General features: G+C 67.2%; 17 protein-coding genes and 5 pseudogenes. 14 read left to right on the forward strand and 8 right to left on the reverse strand.

Annotation, left to right across the window (positions count from 1 at the left end; genetic code table 11):
• Positions 1-26: 26 nt before the first annotated feature.
• A complete protein-coding gene (locus tag AB0D27_RS37175) occupies positions 27-1,208 on the reverse strand; it encodes a hypothetical protein (protein WP_362517658.1) in 1,182 nt (393 codons plus the stop codon).
• A gap of 103 nt (positions 1,209-1,311) precedes the next feature.
• Here AB0D27_RS37175 and AB0D27_RS37180 point away from each other — a divergent pair, with 103 nt between their 5' ends.
• Positions 1,312-1,770, forward strand: coding sequence for a hypothetical protein (locus tag AB0D27_RS37180; protein WP_362517661.1), 459 nt, complete (start codon positions 1,312-1,314; stop codon positions 1,768-1,770).
• A gap of 356 nt (positions 1,771-2,126) precedes the next feature.
• On the opposite strand, the gene AB0D27_RS37185 is transcribed toward AB0D27_RS37180, so the two are convergent.
• Positions 2,127-3,326 carry an AAA family ATPase gene (locus tag AB0D27_RS37185; protein WP_362517664.1) on the reverse strand — a complete coding sequence of 400 codons (1,200 nt, stop codon included), beginning with the start codon at positions 3,324-3,326 and terminating at the stop codon, positions 2,127-2,129.
• A 364-nt stretch (positions 3,327-3,690) separates the two neighbouring features.
• Here AB0D27_RS37185 and AB0D27_RS37190 point away from each other — a divergent pair, with 364 nt between their 5' ends.
• The 5 genes from AB0D27_RS37190 (at position 3,691) to AB0D27_RS37210 (ending at position 7,563) form a co-directional block, all read left to right on the forward strand.
• Positions 3,691-3,912 carry a hypothetical protein gene (locus tag AB0D27_RS37190; protein ID WP_362517666.1) on the forward strand — a complete coding sequence of 74 codons (222 nt, stop codon included), beginning with the start codon at positions 3,691-3,693 and terminating at the stop codon, positions 3,910-3,912.
• A 380-nt stretch (positions 3,913-4,292) separates the two neighbouring features.
• Positions 4,293-4,490, forward strand: coding sequence for a DUF6233 domain-containing protein (locus AB0D27_RS37195; RefSeq protein ID WP_362517669.1), 198 nt, complete (start codon positions 4,293-4,295; stop codon positions 4,488-4,490).
• 67 nt (positions 4,491-4,557) lie between these two features.
• Positions 4,558-5,427 (forward strand): sugar nucleotide-binding protein, encoded by an 870-nt coding sequence (locus tag AB0D27_RS37200; protein ID WP_362517672.1) that lies wholly within the window; start codon positions 4,558-4,560, stop codon positions 5,425-5,427.
• Positions 5,428-5,496: 69 nt separating this feature from the next.
• Positions 5,497-6,690 carry a hypothetical protein gene (locus AB0D27_RS37205; RefSeq protein WP_362517673.1) on the forward strand — a complete coding sequence of 398 codons (1,194 nt, stop codon included), beginning with the start codon at positions 5,497-5,499 and terminating at the stop codon, positions 6,688-6,690.
• 678 nt (positions 6,691-7,368) lie between these two features.
• Positions 7,369-7,563, forward strand: coding sequence for a hypothetical protein (locus AB0D27_RS37210; protein ID WP_362517676.1), 195 nt, complete (start codon positions 7,369-7,371; stop codon positions 7,561-7,563).
• A 533-nt stretch (positions 7,564-8,096) separates the two neighbouring features.
• Here AB0D27_RS37210 and AB0D27_RS37215 read toward each other — a convergent pair.
• The 4 genes and pseudogenes from AB0D27_RS37215 to AB0D27_RS37230 all read right to left on the reverse strand — a co-directional run.
• A pseudogene (locus AB0D27_RS37215) lies at positions 8,097-9,398 on the reverse strand (helicase-related protein); the annotation flags it as partial.
• A 5-nt stretch (positions 9,399-9,403) separates the two neighbouring features.
• Positions 9,404-9,760 (reverse strand): annotated as a pseudogene (locus AB0D27_RS37220) (DNA/RNA helicase domain-containing protein); the annotation flags it as partial.
• A 59-nt stretch (positions 9,761-9,819) separates the two neighbouring features.
• Positions 9,820-10,875 (reverse strand): hypothetical protein, encoded by a 1,056-nt coding sequence (locus AB0D27_RS37225; RefSeq protein WP_362517679.1) that lies wholly within the window; start codon positions 10,873-10,875, stop codon positions 9,820-9,822.
• Positions 10,876-11,104: 229 nt separating this feature from the next.
• A pseudogene (locus AB0D27_RS37230) lies at positions 11,105-11,323 on the reverse strand (hypothetical protein); the annotation flags it as partial.
• On the opposite strand from AB0D27_RS37230, the pseudogene AB0D27_RS37235 reads away from it, so the two are divergent.
• Positions 11,275-11,376, forward strand: a pseudogene (locus tag AB0D27_RS37235) (repressor LexA); the annotation flags it as partial. The pseudogenes AB0D27_RS37230 and AB0D27_RS37235 sit on opposite strands and share 49 nt — an antisense overlap.
• Positions 11,377-11,403: 27 nt before the next feature.
• Here AB0D27_RS37235 and AB0D27_RS37240 read toward each other — a convergent pair.
• The gene (locus tag AB0D27_RS37240) at positions 11,404-12,282 is read right to left on the reverse strand and encodes a nucleoside triphosphate pyrophosphohydrolase family protein (protein WP_362517682.1); all 879 of its coding nucleotides are present in this window, start codon (positions 12,280-12,282) and stop codon (positions 11,404-11,406) included.
• Between the two features lie 142 nt (positions 12,283-12,424).
• Here AB0D27_RS37240 and AB0D27_RS37245 point away from each other — a divergent pair, with 142 nt between their 5' ends.
• The 4 genes from AB0D27_RS37245 to AB0D27_RS37260 are packed head-to-tail and all read left to right on the forward strand — an operon-like array spanning position 12,425 to position 14,895.
• Positions 12,425-12,676 (forward strand): acyl carrier protein, encoded by a 252-nt coding sequence (locus tag AB0D27_RS37245; RefSeq protein WP_362517684.1) that lies wholly within the window; start codon positions 12,425-12,427, stop codon positions 12,674-12,676.
• Positions 12,673-13,095, forward strand: coding sequence for a helix-turn-helix domain-containing protein (locus AB0D27_RS37250; RefSeq protein WP_362517687.1), 423 nt, complete (start codon positions 12,673-12,675; stop codon positions 13,093-13,095). Before AB0D27_RS37245 ends, AB0D27_RS37250 begins: the two co-directional genes overlap by 4 nt.
• The gene (locus AB0D27_RS37255) at positions 13,092-13,994 is read left to right on the forward strand and encodes an ImmA/IrrE family metallo-endopeptidase (protein WP_362517689.1); all 903 of its coding nucleotides are present in this window, start codon (positions 13,092-13,094) and stop codon (positions 13,992-13,994) included. Before AB0D27_RS37250 ends, AB0D27_RS37255 begins: the two co-directional genes overlap by 4 nt.
• Positions 13,995-14,052: 58 nt before the next feature.
• On the forward strand, positions 14,053-14,895 hold the full coding sequence (locus tag AB0D27_RS37260) for a hypothetical protein (protein ID WP_362517692.1): 843 nt from the start codon (positions 14,053-14,055) through the stop codon (positions 14,893-14,895).
• 75 nt (positions 14,896-14,970) lie between these two features.
• On the opposite strand, the gene AB0D27_RS37265 is transcribed toward AB0D27_RS37260, so the two are convergent.
• The gene (locus AB0D27_RS37265) at positions 14,971-15,987 is read right to left on the reverse strand and encodes a nucleotide kinase domain-containing protein (protein WP_362517694.1); all 1,017 of its coding nucleotides are present in this window, start codon (positions 15,985-15,987) and stop codon (positions 14,971-14,973) included.
• A gap of 48 nt (positions 15,988-16,035) precedes the next feature.
• Here AB0D27_RS37265 and AB0D27_RS37270 point away from each other — a divergent pair, with 48 nt between their 5' ends.
• The 3 genes and pseudogenes from AB0D27_RS37270 to AB0D27_RS37280 all read left to right on the forward strand — a co-directional run.
• On the forward strand, positions 16,036-16,326 hold the full coding sequence (locus AB0D27_RS37270) for a hypothetical protein (RefSeq protein WP_362517697.1): 291 nt from the start codon (positions 16,036-16,038) through the stop codon (positions 16,324-16,326).
• A gap of 63 nt (positions 16,327-16,389) precedes the next feature.
• A pseudogene (locus AB0D27_RS37275) lies at positions 16,390-16,571 on the forward strand (transposase); the annotation flags it as partial.
• Positions 16,572-16,628: 57 nt separating this feature from the next.
• Positions 16,629-16,855, forward strand: a 227-nt coding sequence (locus AB0D27_RS37280) for a transposase (protein WP_362517700.1), incomplete at its 3' end; no start/stop codon positions are given.

Below are 16,855 nucleotides of genomic sequence, written 5' to 3' on the forward strand. Positions count from 1 at the left end.
GACGTGGACCTGGGCCGCCGGCCTGTCTACTCCAGCAGTTCTGATTGGATCCGGTCCCAGCCCGGCCGCGGGTTGTCGACCGGGTGCACGATGGTGAGGAGGCGGCCTTCGAGGAACACGTCGAGCCGGTCGGCCGTCGGAGAGGCCAGTCGACGGCGCTGGGCCCGGTGGTCCAGCGGCACTCGCTCTCCCAGGACGCCGAGCAGCACCTCATGGTGTGCCGGGCCGACAGCATCGCCGCGGATCCACCGGCCGCGGACCTCGACGCCGGAGAAGGTGCCGAGTGTGTCCTCACGGCCGAAGGACCGGTTCATCGCGGCCTCGACCACCGGTTGGGCCCGTCTGACCGCCGTTCCGACGTGGGCCCCGGCTCCATCGGCCGGAGCCTCGCCGCTGGACCCAGGCACGTCATCAGGCCAGGTCAGGAGGGGTTCCTCCGACTCCATGCCCGCTCGCCGACGGGGATCGGGCCGGGGAACACGGAATCGCCAGGGAGTTGCGCTGCCCGGCGCGTCGATCCACCCGGTCCTGAGCCCAGCCATAGCCGGGGAGCCGGCGGGCAGGAAGATGTCGACGTAGACGCCGCCCGTGCCGAGCCAGACCCAGCTCATGAAGTAGGCGTGATCGTCGTGATCGACGGACCATTGCGCGAGCTTCTCCAAGCGTGTCTTCTGCGGCTGGGTGCCTTTGCCGGCTGGGAACATCTGCTTGTGGTCGCGGCGGCGGCCCCGCGCCTCCCCAGCGAGCGGACCGCCAGCCAGGTCGTACAGCAGGTCCGGCCGCACACCCTTCTTCTCGTAGGTGCCGACTAGTTTCCCGGGCAAGACATCGAAGCTGCTGAGACCGTTGGCCCCTGGGTCCCAGTCGAAAAGGGCCTCGCTGACAGCGGTCATCACCCCGAGCCCGGTGCACTCGCTGACAAAGCGCCGGATGTGGAGGGAGCTGGAGTCGAGGGCGGGGCAGTCGACCCCGAGCGGGCCAGTACCCGGGCTGCCGCCGATATAGCTGAGCAGGAGGCTGATCTCGTGGTCGCGCATACGCTGATCGACCGTCTTGCGCAGGTCGCAGGCAAGGGCGTTGATGTTGACCACGGCAGCCAACGACACTGGCAGAGAGCCCTGCCCGATCTCAACGGCCTGGACAGCCTCAGCGCCGGCCATTCCCTTCTCAACCGTGAAACGCCACACTCGGGCGCGCACCGAACTCATGAGGGAAGCCTATGGCCGCTCTCCGACAGTGCGGACCACCCCGGCTCCGCAGGGCCCTTCAACGCGCGGGTCAAGGAACCAATTCCGGCAGCCGCAGACTCAATTGAACGACGAAAAGGATTACTTCACCGCTAACAGCCGAGGGATCCTTGAGACCGGCCAATGGGACTCGAGCCGCGCCTATACGCATCCCGTGGCGGCGGCGCTCGCCTCAGCCGGGGTGATGATCGCGCGGGCAGTCTCGGAACCTCCGGCCGGGTTGTTCTCGTTGGGGTATGTCTCCACCGTTCCCCCACGGACGGCAGAAGACTCCGACCACATCTCCAGGGCGTTGACCCAGGTGCTGGCCCTGGAGCGCCACCAGAAGGACGCGGCCAAACTGGAACGCTCCCTCGCTCCAGTGAGACATCTCTTCCTCTGGGTAGACCTCGCGAGTCGCTGGGACGTAGTGCGGGCGTTCGAGGAGGGCGAGCCCACGACCGCCCCCACGGTGGATGACCGGATCACGTGGGTGTGGCTTGCAGTGCCCACTGAGGACGGTGCAGACGTGTTGCGATGGTAGGCCCCTTCTGGCTGGCGGCGAGACGCGGTGACCATTTCGCTGGCCCAGGGAACGCAGGGCACAAGCGACGCCCCGCCAACCCGAACGCTCAGCCCCGCCAACACAGGCGCTCACCCGCCAGTTGAAGCACCCAGTCACACCTGTGGCCGAGCACCACACCTCACGCCAAGCGGCAGGTTGAATGCACAGTTCCGCTTCACGAAGGCGAGCATGGTGACCCAACCGGAACTGCCGACCCTCCGCACCTGCCCAACAGACCGACTCTCGGCAACCACGGAGCCGGGCCCGGCGGCCAAACGGCTCCCGTCGCCCCGCCTCGGCTCGACACGCCCACGGACACCAAGGCAACCGCCGTTTTACAGCTCCCTACTACTCGGCCGCATTCCCTTGATGATCTCCTCCAAGGATTCACCCTCGGGTGGTCTATTGATCGCCTCTACATCGTCATCTTCTTGGGAAATTCGCGACTTTCGGTCCTCTTCGGATACCAGAACGGTTGCGCTCCACCCGTGGTGTCGCCGGTCGTAAGCGTGAGGGCTGAACGTGGCGAGAATCACCTGAAATGCCCATTGGGACGATTCGAATAAATCTAGGATCTCCATCTCTACAGCTGGATGCAAGAAATTAAATGGCTCGTCAAGAACTAGAATCGTCGGTTCCGCGCGAGCTTGCAGTTCAGCAAAAGCCGCGAGCACACAGAACGGAAAAATCCGGCTTTGCTCCGCCGCCCGCCACCCCCGACAATATGTGATGCTGACGGAACCCTCGCTGTTCAGAGATACGCCGGATATCACATCAGGCAGGAGACCAGGAAGGCTGTGGACGACGGTTCTCGCCGCCCATGGATCGACACCCAGGAAATCAGCTACACCGCTGACCGTGGGCGACTCCATTACGAAGGATTGGGTGCCGAAAGACCAGACTCTGTAGGGGCGAGGAGGGAGCGGGACTCTTCTGTCGTCCACCTGGTACTCCAGCACTTCACCGCACACATCCACTGTCGCCCGACGAAGGGCGGGGTCAAACCAGGTGATCGCACACGAAAGGTCAGCCGGATTTTTGACAGACACTGCATCCATGAGCAGTTGCGGCGAAGTGAGGCATCTCAACAGATGGAATAGACGGGTCTTCCCCGAGCCGTTCATCCCGAAAAGCAGGTTAAGCTTCGAAAGTCGAATGATGCCCGGCGCGAAGAGGTAATGACTCATGACTTCAAGCGACTGCACCCAGCCAAAAGGCTGAACGTGCCCTCCCTGTTCAAGGCGCGTCCGATTCTCATGTAGATCTTTCCAGCTTCGAAGCAGAGACTCTGAATAGAATTTTCCTGCGTTCGCATCGACAAGGCGACCGCAACTCGCACACATCCAGATACCGTTCGATATGGCAGAGCGTTCATTGTCCGACAGGCCGCCGATTCCCCGGGGGCCGCCTGCCGCTGCGGCAAAAATATGGGCAGCCGTGCCGGTATCCGAGACGCCCTCAGGTCCAGCGCCCGGGCCGATCGTCAAAGCACCGCACTGGGGATTGGAGCAGCGGAATCCTGCACGCTGGGCCAACTTCAGACGATTTTCCTTGCTGAAGTTGGCCCTCGGCCCACGGCTATGGCCTGCTGACGACACCCGCTGTCCCCCTCATCCCGCTCCCGAGACCGTTCACGTGGCCGATAGACCCCCTGCCACCTGCACGCATGACGGAACACCTTGCCGTCGCGCAACCGCCTCCCGCTATAGCTTGGCGCCGCCCCCATGTGCAGGCAACAGCGACTCGACCCCAAGGTCCGCCAACCTGAACGCACAGGACGACAAGTCCAGTACTCATTGGACAGGTCTAGTGCTCAGTCACAACACCAACACCAACACCATGACCTGTATGGATGCGACGGAAATCGAACACATGATGCAATAGCTGGTATGCGATGCCATGCCCTCCCCGAAGACCCTGATCGCTGTCCAGCGCGCCTGGGACCGGACCTACCGGGCGCTTGCGGATCCCGCCCACCGCAGGCAGACGACGATCCTGCGGCGGCGCCTGCTGGAGCTGTCGGTACGCGTGTGGTGCCACCCTTACTGGCGCGCGGCCGGGTCGGGCCAGCGAGTGGCCCTGCGCGTACGGGCACGCGAGCTGGAGTCCGAGGTGGGATAGATGGGCGGCGCGCCGGGTGACCGGCCTCCCCTGCGCGTACGGGCACGCGGGCTGGAGTCCGAGGTGGGATAGATGGGCGGCGCGCCGGGTGACCGGCCTCCGGCCGACGCCGTTCCGGCCAGAATCGCTCTGACCTTGCCGGACGGGCAGACCGTGGAGGCGCGGCTCTACGAACGGTTTCGTACGACGAAGGGGCGGCCCTGGAGGTACCTGATAGGGGTACCGGCGTGGATGACGACCGAGGCCGGGGTGGAGGCCGCCGAGTATTCCGTCTGGGTCACAGACAGAGAGCTGCAGCCGATCGAAGGGGTCGACCTGTCGGGGTTCCCACCCGCAGCGATCCTGAACCGGTGGTCCCGCCCAGCCCGTCCGGATGGGTGGTGCGGCCTGATTCTGAACGCCGCGGAGGCACGGTCGTACACGACGCGTTGTGCCGCCACGCAGCGCGCGGCGGGCAGGAACTGGGCACGTTGGGGGCGCTGGACGCGCTGATGCGACCAGGCGCCAGCGCCTGCCACGACTGCTGTGCGGCAGAAGTACTGGTTCCCGCAATGGAGTTGGGGAAGGGGTACGGCTGACCGCCGTCCGAGTCCTTCGGCCCGGTTCTGCCCCGAGAGCAGTGCAGCACGCCTTACCGTGAGCGGCATGACGGTCCTGATCATCGGCGGCATCGGGTTTCTGGGAACGGAGTTGGTCCGCCGAGCCGCCGCGGCGGGCACCGAGGCTGCCGCGACGTTCGCCACTACCCGCCCCGGCACCATCCCGGGGGTCACCTGGCGTGCGCTTGACGTGCGAGACCCCGCGCAGGTCGCCGGGGTGATCAGCGAGGTGTCCGCCTCGGTCGTCATCAACGCATCGAGCGGTGGAGCCGACTGGGAGGTCACGGCGGAGGGCTCGATCCACATCGCCATGGCGGCGGCGCGGCTCGGCGTCCGCCTGGTCCATGTCTCCAGCGACGCGGTGTTCTCCGGAGCTGGTGTCCACTATGCCGAGTCCTGCCTTCCCGACCCGGTGACCCCGTACGGTGCCGCGAAGGCCGCCGCCGAGACGGCCGTACGGCTCCTGGTGCCGAGCGCCGTGATCGCCAGCACCTCGCTGATCATCGGGCACGGCCGGTCCGTGCACGAACGTACGGTGCACGCTCACGTAGCCGGCACACGTGAGGGTGTCTTGTTCACCGACGACGTCCGCTGCCCGGTGCACGTCGAGGACCTGGCTGCCGCCCTCTGGGAAGTCGCGGTGTCGGATGCGGCAGGTGTGCTCCACCTTGCCGGGCCGGACGCCCTCAGCCGTCACGACCTCGGCCGGCTGATCGCCCAGCGCGATGGACTGGATGCCACGCGACTGCCCGCCGGTCGCCGGGCCGACGCCCCGTTGCCCGGAGCCCTCGACGTACGGCTCGACGGCCGCGCTACACAGGAGCGCCTGGGGACCAGGATCCGCGGGGCCCGCGAGTTCCCTCGAGGAGACGGCCGCGTCGTCGTCGATTCGCGCACGCTCCCCCGGCCGCTATAAGTCGCTTGCGCGCGGTCCTTGCGCTGCCCCAAGTGTTGTTGGCCAGGACAGAACGGACAGCGGGGGCACGTGGGGATTGCCAAGGACGAAGTGAAGCGTCGCCTCCACCTCGACGAAGTCGATACCGACGAGCTGCTCGAACTGCTCTTCCACCTTGTGGGCGGCTGCCAAAGCCTGGACGACCGGCGGCTTGTCCTTCCCCAGCCGGCAACCGGCCCAGCCCGGCTCGTGCTGCATTTCACCGCAAGCGGCAGGCTCTGCGACGTGCAACCGGGGGAAGCCCTGACCGAGCAGCATCTGACCGAGATGGAGGAACGGATCCGCCTGCAGTTGTTGGCGCCACCCGTGCCTCGCCTGGTGAGGAAGATTCTCTTCTCCACCCAGCCGAACGACGGATACTGGCGCTTCGAGGACCGGCTCGTCCTGCGTCCGCTGCCCGCGGGCAATCCGGCAACGCACTGGATCGCTGAGACCCACCCGCTGATCTTCGAGTGCGCCTATCCCGGCACGGAGGACACACTGCTGTCCCTGTCACGCGGCGACCGGATCGCCGACCAGTGGATGAGCGTCCTCGGGCTCGCTGCCGCGCACCTGGTTCTTCCCGTGCGGGGGCCGGTCCGCGGTAGGTGGGCGACGGCGGCATTCCAGCGTCCGGGACAAACAGACCACCCCAGCGGCGAATGGGTTCACGACCAGTTCTGGCCGGCCAGCTGGGGCGGAGCGCCCGACAGCCTGTGTGAGCGGGGCGAACTGGGTGATATTCCGGTGACGGACGAACACACGGGTTTCGTGAGGTGCGAGTCCCCCCTGCACCTGCCCACCTACCTCACGCGCTGCCTCGGCGCCTTCGGCTCCCTTGATGTCACCGACCGACGAACCCTCCTCCGGGCGACACACTGGTTCCACCACGCGGCACAGGTCAGCAATCTGTCGGCATCCGCCGCGTACACGGCCGTCGTCCAGAGTATGGAGGTGCTGGTGGACGCCCCGGGCAGCGAGAGCACGACTTCGGCCTTCCGAGCGTTCGTCGATCAGTACGCCCCGGCGACGAGCGACGTGATGCGGAAGATGCATCGAAGCCTGTACAAGATCCGCAGCCAGATCAGCCACGGCACTCGGCTCTTCGTCTCCGATCTCGAAGTGCGCGGTATGCCGAATCCTCAGCGGTGGCACGAGGAGCAGCTCCTCGATCATGCAACGGTCGTATGCCGAACGGCGATCATCAACTGGCTTCTGTCCAGGGCGGCGAGACCAGTCGGTTAAGAGATCCTAACAAAGGCGTTGGACGTGGCGGTGGCGCCGGTGGTCAGGGTGAGCAGCGTCGAGTCCGCTACGTCGCGGCCTGCCGATCGACACGCCGCGCGAGCGGCCGCCCTCCTGGTCGGCGACGACCTCGTGGATCGGACTTGTGGCCGTCGGGGTGTCGCGGAGGAGGCCGGTCGGACCGGGGCGGTAGCTGAGGCGCTTCCTCGACGCCGACGGGCGCACAGGCGGTGGTACGTGAGTTTGTGCTCCCGCCACGCAGCGTTGCTCCAGTACTCCTGAGGTCTTGCCTGACGGGACCTATCTGACCCGGATGAATCTCGCCGGGCAACGGCGCTCTCCGGACGGCCGCCTCGGCCCGCCAGCCAGCCCGGAACCGGCAGCAGATCCCGCATCAAGGACCATTCGGCCTGAACCAGTGGCTTCCCCAAGGCGCCCGGCACTCGGGCCATACGTCAACGCCCATACCCCTGCTGCGGCCACCTGCCGCGGGTGCGGTCACCGGCGCGCTCCCAAGCCCAACGCCTTGCTCACCGCCGGGGGCTGCCGCCCCTGCGGCTATGCCACCGAGGTTGAAGGGCACCTGTACTTGATCGACTTCAACCTCGACGGCGAACGGTTTCGTAAGGTCGGCCCGGAGTGGGATCGCACCCATGACCTGGTCGGGAGTTCGCTGGCATGCTCGATGCCCGCGACGCTGCTCCGCTGCCCGACTGGCTTGAGAAACTCACGACCTCGCGCCTCCCTGCCTTGGCCAGCCTGGCCAAGGCGATCCGCGAGGACCAGCCCAACAACCGGAATCGAGCCGGCCCTGGCCGGTCTCCCATGATCCGCCTGCAACGTACCCAGTTCCCCACCCGCTGGCGCGGCTGATGTCGGTGAGGGCTTCGTCGTGGCGGTCCAGTGAGCCTCACGAGTCGCGGATATACCCACCTCCTCATGAACCGTTACGAGCAGGCGGTTTCGGCCTCGTGACACCGCTGGCGGTAAACCGCAAGCTGGCCCTTCCGAGCGAGCAGGGCCTGCACCCGCACGCCCTCACCGACCTCGCCCACGCCCACGCCCTCCAACCCTCAAAGACCTCCAAGAGGCCCTGGCCATCGACCCCACCCAGATGCAGCCACTGCGTCAGCGACTAAATGCCGCAGCCGACCAGGTCGCATGATCGAGCCACTCACACGCCCCTACCAGGCCGTGCAGGGCGTGGCACGCAGCACTGTGCGACGACGTGCTCACACCGGGCCGGGACAACGGCATCGTGCTGCTCGCCCCCAGTTCAACGGGATCGCACCCAGCGACATGGCGTACTGGTTTCTGCGGCCGGATGACGCGGCCCCCGGCCTGGCAACGGGCCGACCTCGCGGCGCCCGCGTCATCCGGTCGCCAGTCACGCCGAATCGTCTGGCTCAGGTGCTGTGCTGGAAGCGCACGACTTCGCCGAGCACCGCGCGGGCGCTGTCGAAGTCGGCCAGGCGGGCCGCGACCGTGGCGATGGCGAGGCGTTCGGGGAGGGCGGTGGAGAATTTCAGGCCGCGTACTGCACGAGGGTCCACGTCGGGCAGGACGAGGTTGTCGCCAACGTTCTCGCGGGCCGTGCGCCAGTCGGCGGGGGTGAGGTCTTCGCGTAGGCGCAGCCAGCTGTCGGTGGGGCGTTGGAGCGGGTCGGTGACGGATTGGAGGGTGGCGGCGAGGGTGGCGTTGGCGCGGTAGCCGGCGCATGTCCACCAGCGCACATCTTTGCCGACCCGGGTGATCAAGGTGCCCCCGGGGTGCACGGTGTCGGGTGCGTCGCTGTCGCGTTGTTCTGCCAGGCATGCGGTGGCGCGGCGGGTGAGGGAGACGGGCGGATCCGTGCCGAGCAGTACCTCGCGCATGGCGCGGGTCAGGGCGTAGGAGAGGCCGGCGATGCCGCCGTTCATCCATTTGGCGATGCCGCCGCCGTCGGCGGGTTCGACGAAGACGCGTTTGCGGAGCCAGTCGATGTAGGTGACCTGCCAGCTGCGTCCACCCAGCAGGAGGCGCCGGGGGCCGGGGCGTTGTTCGGTCAGGACACTCGGGTCGGTGCGGCCGATCTCGCTGCGCCCGGACAGGACGGTGAACTGCGGTGGCGCGGTGAAGGAGGCGGTGAGTTCGATGAAGTGCCTTTTGCCGAAGCGGCGTTCGGCTTCGGGGCCGACGAACAGCAGGCCGCCGTCGGTGTCGAGGAAGCCCTCCTCAGTGAGGAAGCGCAGGATGGGGGCGGCGGATCGGTCGAAGGGAGCCAGCCCGTTCCACTGCTGGTCCCACAACTGGTCGCCGAGCTTGTGCTGTTGCAGGGTGACGGCGAGCAGTTGCTGGGCCACCAGGTGGCGTGGCTCGGGGGGCGGGAGGGACCGGTTCCACCCAGCCGCGCGCCCACAATTGCAGCAGGTCGGCCGCCTGCAGCAGCGTCTCCTTACGGGTGGTGAGGAACAGGCAGTTGCGTTGGGTGCGGGGGCGTCTGCCGGTGCGGCCGAGGCGTTGCAGGAACGAGGCGACGTTGGAGGGTGAGTCGATCTGAATGACGCGGTCCAAATCGCCGACTTCGATGCCGAGTTCGAGGGTGGAGGTGGGGACGATGACGCAGTCGCGTGCCTCGGCGAAGGCTTGTTCGGAGCGGGTGCGCTCGTCGATGGAGAGGGAGGCGTGGGAGAGGAAGAGGTCACCTCGCGGGCCCGGAGCGCGGCGCCTGAGCAAGGACCAGCAGGCGCAGGACCCACTGTTCGTAGGCGCGGCTGCCGCCGCAGCGGAACTGTCCGTCGAGGTTCACGTGCCGGACGGTCAGGCCCGTGGCCTTGGCCACGTGATCGATCTCGTGGACGGTTCCCATTTCGCCGGGGCGCACGACCTGGTGTTCGTCGACGAGGAAGACCGGCACCCGGGCGGCGTCCAGGAGTTCTTCGATCTGGCGGCGGTTGCTACGCCGGTGTTTGGGCGTGAAGCGGTGGTTGGAGGACTCCCGGATCCGGTGGGCCTCATCGCACAGCAGCACGTCCAGGCCGTTCTCCTCGGCGTGACTGAAGTGGTTGAAGTAGCCGAACAGCTTCCGGATACGGCTGCTGCCTTTGCCGGCTGATCCCCCCGGGGCTCCGTGGCGTTGTACGGCGGGTGCTACTGCATGAGCGTGCCGAGTGCCTGCTCGGCCATCTGGACTCCGACCGTGGCCGCCATGGTGGTCCCGGCTTCCAGCAATTTGTCCTTGACCTGGGTGGCGAACTGCCGCATCCGGCCCGGCTCGGGGTTCGGCGACGTCGCTTCGGCGTGTAGCTCCCGCGCGACCCGCTCCAGTTCCACGCGGTCCCGCTCAGGCATGCCCAGCGTGGCGCTGATCTGGCCCACGTAACCGGCCAACTGGACGAAGGCACTCGGGTCGATGCCGGCGGTGTTGTTCTGGGTGACGGTCTGCTGCTCGCCGATGATGACGCCCTGCGCGTTCGGCAGGTAGTTGTTGTAGGTGGTGCCGGTGCGCGGCTGGTTGGTGTGGTCTTGCACGCTTCCTCCAGACAGGGCACAGCTGACGCCTCGGGGGGTGATGGCGACCGTGGCGGGGTCGGTGTCGAGGCGCTCGATGAAGTCGTGCTCTACCAAGTAGGCGAGCGCCTGGTGCACGTCGGTCCCGGGGATCCCTGCTCCGGCGAATGACGATCCGGGTGTCGTCAGGAACAGGGTTGAGTCGACGGGCGTCTGATCGCCGGCGGTGTCGAACAGCCACCGCAGGAAGGCATCCATCGTGTAGCGGAGTCGGGCGGCGCGGTCCTTCTGCAGGTTCTTCAGCCGGTGCACCGCGACACGGCCCGCGTCGCTGAGGTGCACGTCGGGCGTTCCGCCCATGGTGCGCGCGATGTTGACCAGGTCGCGCTGCTCCAGTTCGAAGGCGAGCACGGACGCGTCTTCGCCGTGCAGTTGCTGTTCTTCGACGAACCGGGTCACGTCGACGTAGTGCGAGGGATTGAGTTGGGCTTGACCGTCCAGCCACTTCAGGAGCCGGGCCAAGACCGGATTGCCTTCGATGGTGTCGCGGCTGGCCACGGAGGCTCCTTCCGGAGACGCGTCCGTCTGGATCGGCACGCGGATCGGGTTCCGCCGGGCTGCGCGCTCGTAGCCCTTGGCGATGTCCTTGAGGTGTTTCTCGATCGCGCGCTGATCGATCTTGGGTTTCCGGGCCACGCGGCCCTCCTGTCTCAAGTACGTCTCTCAAGAGTAGTGACGGGCACCGACATCCCTTGTTCGGTGACGACGCGTCGGTGGAGCTGGCTGCCGCGCGGGGCCGGTTTGCGGGCCCGCCTTCAAATGGCAGACGCGGTTGAGCAGTTCGGCGCCACGCTTGTCGGCGACGGCCGGGAAGCCAGGACCGTCTGGCGTTTGCCCAGCGCAGCGTGTTGCCCGAGCTGTCGCCTCATGGCCCTTCCATGAGATGCGCAATGGCGGCCTCGAAGTCCTCGAGCGAGTCGAACGCCCGGTACACGGACGCGAACCGCAGATAGGCGACGAGGTCGACTTCCTGCAACGGGCCGAGTACGGCCAGCCCCACGTCATGGGTAGTCAGTTCAGCGCTTGATGCAGGAGATCGGACAGGCGGTCGGCCTCTCCAGCACCTCCTCGGCCGCACACCAATTGATGGCACTGGAGCGCAAGGGCTTCCTGTGCCGCAACCCGCACCGCCCGCGCTTGGTGCCTCATCCCCTCTGCTCCCGGTCAGGGCTCGATGAAGGTCAGCGTCTGGGCATCGAGGTCGAGTTCGAGATGGCCGCCGCCGTGCTTGCGCAGCTGCCGCCAGGCCGCGTAGCCGGTCATGATGGCTTTCTCCCAGTCGGCGGCGCGCAGCACGCTGACTTCGAGGTGGGCGGTCATGTGGTCGATGGTGATGAGCAGTTCGTGGTCGACGTGGCGGACGTTTTCGAAGTAGTGGTGGCGGCTGGCGTAGGAGAAGACGAGGGCGCTGATGCCTTCTTCGATGGCGATGGCGCGGCCGCCGTCTTCGGCTTCGTCGGTGCCGGGGCGGCTGCGGCGTTTGCAGCCGAGGAGAAAGCGGCTGACGGGTGACCAGCCCAGGACAGCGGCGTGGGCGAGGTGGAAGGCGTCGTGGAAGCGGTAGTCGTCCTCGATGTGGCTGGCGCTGGTGAGGGGGTCGCCGGCGGGGGTGCCGTCCTCGCGGGTGAGGGCGATGACGGTGCGGCCGTCGGGGCGGAGGGTGGGGGTGAAGGTGACGGTGGTGCGGCGCGGCAGTTGTTCGTGGGGCGGGTAGTCGGCGTCGAATCGGGGGCGTTCGTTGTCGGGGGTGGCGCGCCAGCGGTCTTTGGTCTTCTCCAGGCTGGCGGCGGCCACGTCTTCGAGGTCGAGGTCGAGGAGCCGGGCGAGGGTGGCTGTGTACCACAGGACGTCGCCGAGTTCTTCGCGCAGCTGCTGTTTGGAGGACCCAGCGTCGGCGCCGTCGCGCAGGCGCTTCTTGTAGGCGGTGGCCACCGATCCGGCCTCTCCTATGAGGCCGAGGAGGGGGATCAGGACGGGGTCGGTGCCGTCGGCGGGCGGCTGCAGGGTCTTGAGGGCTGCTTGCTGATAGCGAGCGAGGTGCACGCACACTCCCATGAAGGATCTTCCAACAGACCTGTCGGATTTCCCGACATCGCCTTACAGTAAGTCAGGCCGGGCCGCTTGTCCGGGAGTTGAGCGAAGGGGCCGAAAGCAGAGCATGCCATCGCAGAGCGTCCAGGAGATCGTGGACATCGTGATCGATTTCCTGGCCGATCACCAGGACAGGCCCGGCCAGGACGTGTACGAGGAACTGGCGGCCCGGGGGCAGGATTTGCCGGTCGACTCGGTACTGATCATGGAGATACTGGCGCGCATCGAGCAGCATTTCGAGGTCCGCGTACCGGCCGACGCCGAGGCCGGACGCTCTCTGCGTTCAGTGTGGGCGTTCGCCGAGACCGTGTACGACACCATGCATTCGAAGGAGCAACAGCAATGAACGGCAAGGAGCCATCCGGCGCCACCACGGACACGGAGCAGCGTGCCCGCCTGGGCCGGCGGCTGAAGGGCACCCGCGAGTACCTGGGGCTATCGCAGCAGCAGGTCGCCGAGCGCACCGGCATCGTCCGCTCGGCCGTCAGCGACATCGAGCGCGGTGTGCGCAAGGTGGAGGTGATGGAGCTGCAAAAGCTCGCCCGCCTGTACCGGCTGCCGACGTCGTACTTCCTCGACGAGGAGGAGTCGGCCGATGCCGGGGAGCACGCGCTGGCCGGACTTCCGCGCACCCCACGGCCGTTGAGCGAGGGCGACCGCATCGAGGTGGCGAAGTTCATCCAGTACCTGCAGGCTCGCCGACAGGCCGAGGAAGAGGAGGCGGATGGCCCGCTCCCTGCCTGGGGGCCGGAGGGCGGTGCGTGAGCTGGAACAACGCCCACGGGGCCGCGATGATCGCAGCCGCTCAGGCCCACGAGGCGCTCGGCGCCGAGGTCGATGACTACATCGACGTGTTCGGCGCACTGCGCTGGGCCGGAGTGGAGGTCATGGGGCAGAAGATGGGCGGCCTGTTGGGTCTGTACGTGGACGGCAGCCAGGGAGGTGTACCGGGGTGCCTGGTCAACACCGGCCTGGAAGAAGTGAGCATGCGGCACACCGCCGCCCACGAGCTGGGCCACCACCGCATGGGCCACGGCACCAGCATCGACCACCAGGAGCAGTCGTCCGTCCGGTGGGGCGAAGGTTGGCCGCAGCACGAGCGTGAGGCGGAAGCCTTCGCCTCCTGGTTCCTGATGCCCCGCCCCGCCGCCCGCAACGCCCTGGCCCGCTGCGGTCTCCTGCGCCCTGAATCCCCCTTGGACGTCTACCGGATGGCCCGCTGGCTGGGCACCCCGTATGCCACCACGGTGCGCCACCTGGTGCGGGTGAAGATGATCGACCGCTCGACCGAGACCGTGTGGCTGAAGCACTCCCCTGGCAGTATCAAGGCGGAACTGGCCGACGGACTGCCGATCAGACCGCAGGCGCACGTCCACGTGCTGACCCCCGCCGCGCACGACGCCGTCCTGCACGTCACGTCCGGTGACTGCCTGCTGCTGGCCCTCCCCGCAGGCCGCTACGACCGCCTGCCTCCAGGCGTGACCCGCACGCCGCCAGGCCAGATGTCGTTGCTCGACTCCGCTGCGCCGGAACAGGCCGGCGCGGCGTGGGTGAGCGAGGAACTGGCCACGGAGGGCACCATGACCGCCGATGCCGGGGGCCGGGAGCTCTTCCGCGTGATCCTGCGGCGCACGCCCGACCGCGAGGGCTCCGACCACTTCTGAGCCTGACTTCCCGCACCACCGCACGGCGCACACCATCCGCCGATCAAGGAGCGAGCCGATGCACACATTCACCGTCGAGGCCCCGGACGTCTCCGGTGCATGGCTGGAGGCCTGCACCCGCCTCTCGGAGATACCGGGCAAGAAGGCCTTCCACACCGTGGTGCGCATCGCCAACCCGCTGCAGGAAGACCCGCACCTGCGCGCCGAACTCGACCGGCTGCGCGCCGCCCGCACCAAAGAGCCGCTCTATCCCATCGACGCGGTCGTCAACACGCTCTTCCCCACCGAGTTCGCCGGCACCTGCGCCACTCACGAGGAGCTCACCGACCGCTACCGGGCGCTGTATCCCCGGCTGCGAGAGGTCAAGCGCAACGCCCACGGCACCTACTTCGGACGGCTCGTCGCCTACCCGGGCACCGCCGACAAACCGGAACCGGTCGACCAGCTCGCCCGTGTCATCCGGCGTCTGGACAAACTGCGCTCCACGGCGAAATGGAGTGCCGTCTACGAGACAGGTACCGCCCACGTCACGGACGACGACGAAGTATGGGAGGCGGAACTACCGGATACCGCGGCGGGGACCGAGGCCGTGATCAGGGCCGCGTCCCTGGACACCCAGACGCTGGATTTCCCCTGCCTGAGCCACTGTTCCTTCCAGCTCGACGGCACTACCGACACCGTGCACCTGGCCGCCTACTACCGCAGCCACTACATGTTCGACCGCGCTTACGGCAACTACCTCGCCCTGGGCCACCTGTGCGCCTGGGTCGCCCGACATGCCCACCTGAAGCCGGGAACGCTGACTGTCATGGCTGGCTGTGCCCGCCTGGACTGCACCAAGTCCGAGCTGGGCGCCCTCCAACACGCCCTCACCACACCGCTGTTCGGCCTCGGCGCCTGAACCGCAACCCGTCTCCCCAGCCCGGCCGCCCACTTGTGCGGTCGCCGCGGACTTCGCGGCGTGGCGGAGCCCTGCCTAGGTGTTCAGGCCCCACTTGGGCGGGAACCAGGCCCGCAGCGGCGCCGTATCAAGCCGGTAGGCCTGCTTGATGCGGCTGCGGCCGCTGATGCCCGCGATTTCGGGATGCGCCACCCGCGCGTACTTGTCGACCTCGCAGAACAGGTTCTGGCAGTCGATCAGCTGCAATGGCCGTCCCTTCAGTCCGGCGAAGGGCAGTTGAAGGCGGGCGAAGTGCTCGTGCTGCGAGGCGGCCATGTAGCGGATGACGTCGGCTTCGATGCCGTCGGCCGCGGGTCCGAAGCACTTGCGGATGCCGTCGCGCGCACCGGGGCCGGGGACGACGAAGTCCATCTCCGAAAAACCCAGCTGCGGCGCGTAGTTGAGGTCGATCGTGTACTGGTAGGCAAGGAACGGGCCCAGCGCCGGGTAGCTGAGGAGCACCTCGTAGGCCTCTCGCATCGTGGCCGCTTCAAAAACACGTCCAGGCGCGCCGGTGGTCATCATCATCTCCAACAGCCGCAGGTGGTTGCGGTGCTTGCGCTCCTCCCCCAACTGCGGCGGGGGCACGATGTAGGCGGCCGAGTAGAGGCGCTCCCCCTTGGCGAACGCGGCGGACAACACCCGGTCGTAGGCCTGGTAGTCGTACGTTTCCCAACGCAACTCCCCCACCGCGCACGTCAGCAGCTGCCAGGTGGACTCCTTGTTGAAGATCTTGAACAAGAGGGTGCGGAAGAAGACGTCCTCCCACTCCTGCGGTCCCTGGTAGATCACATCGCCGATCACGGCCTGGCTGACCCGGTCTGCGGCGCGGTAGCAGTTGGTGAACCGGTGCCCAGCCAGGATCGGATCGTCGGTCCACGGCTGGGGCCGGCTGTCCAGCCGGGCCTCGGACACAGCCTGCCGGGCCGAGGCGAAACGCCAATAGGTGTCGAACACCGGCGTCGACTGCAACGTCCGGCCCGCCACCCGCACCGTTACCGGCGCCACGTCATCTCGCGCGGAAGTCTGACGGTCTTGCAGCCGCATCACCATGCGCGCAATATATATTCGATATATGTCAACTGTCACCGAGGGGGAGCCTTGGAGTTGCTGTGGCATCAGCAGCGGCGCACGACCTCGGTGCTCTGGCCCGAGGATGTCGACCGCAGGCTGAATATCCTCGTTCGCGCTGCGGCTGCAGCCGGTGAACGTACCTCTCGGGCCGAGCTGTTGGCGGCATTGGTGGCCGCCGCTGAGACCGATCCCGAAGAGGTGGCTTCTCTGCTGCACCGCTATCGCCGCATGCCAGCCGACGCACTCACCGAAGACGAAGACCGGGACGATCTCCCCGTCGTGCGTACCCCGGGCCCACGCCGCGTCGCCTCCTCCTAGAGGGCGTCTGAAAAGCCGGTCAGCGGGCAAGTTGCCTGGTAGCGGGGCGGTGGCGCATTTGGGGTGTGCGGGCTGCGTACCCGTTACTCGACGGATCTTTCTGATGCGGAGTGGGAGATCCTGTTTCCGCTGGTTCCGGCGGTCAAGTCTGGTGGGCGACCGGCGAAGCACGCGCGGCGGGAGATCCTCAACGCGCTGTCGTATTGGCTGCGAGCCGGCTTTTCTTGCCACATGATTTGCCGCCATGGCAGACGGTTTACCACTACTGGCGGCGCTGGCAGAAGGATGGCGTGTGGGAGCGGATGTTGACGGCACTGCGTGAACGCGAGCGGGTGCAGCTGGGCCGGGATCCCACTCCCAGTGCCGCCGTTGTGGACAGCCAGAGTGTTCGGGCCAGTGAGCGCGGTGGCCTGCACGGTTACGACGGCGGCAACAAGGTCAGCGGCATCAAGCGCCACCTGCTCGTCGACACCCGCGGCACCGTCCTGGTCACCTGCGTGAGCCCGGCCAACGTCGGCGACCGCGATGG

Source organism: Streptomyces sp. NPDC048415 (genome assembly GCF_040651675.1).
Taxonomy (GTDB): domain Bacteria; phylum Actinomycetota; class Actinomycetes; order Streptomycetales; family Streptomycetaceae; genus Streptomyces.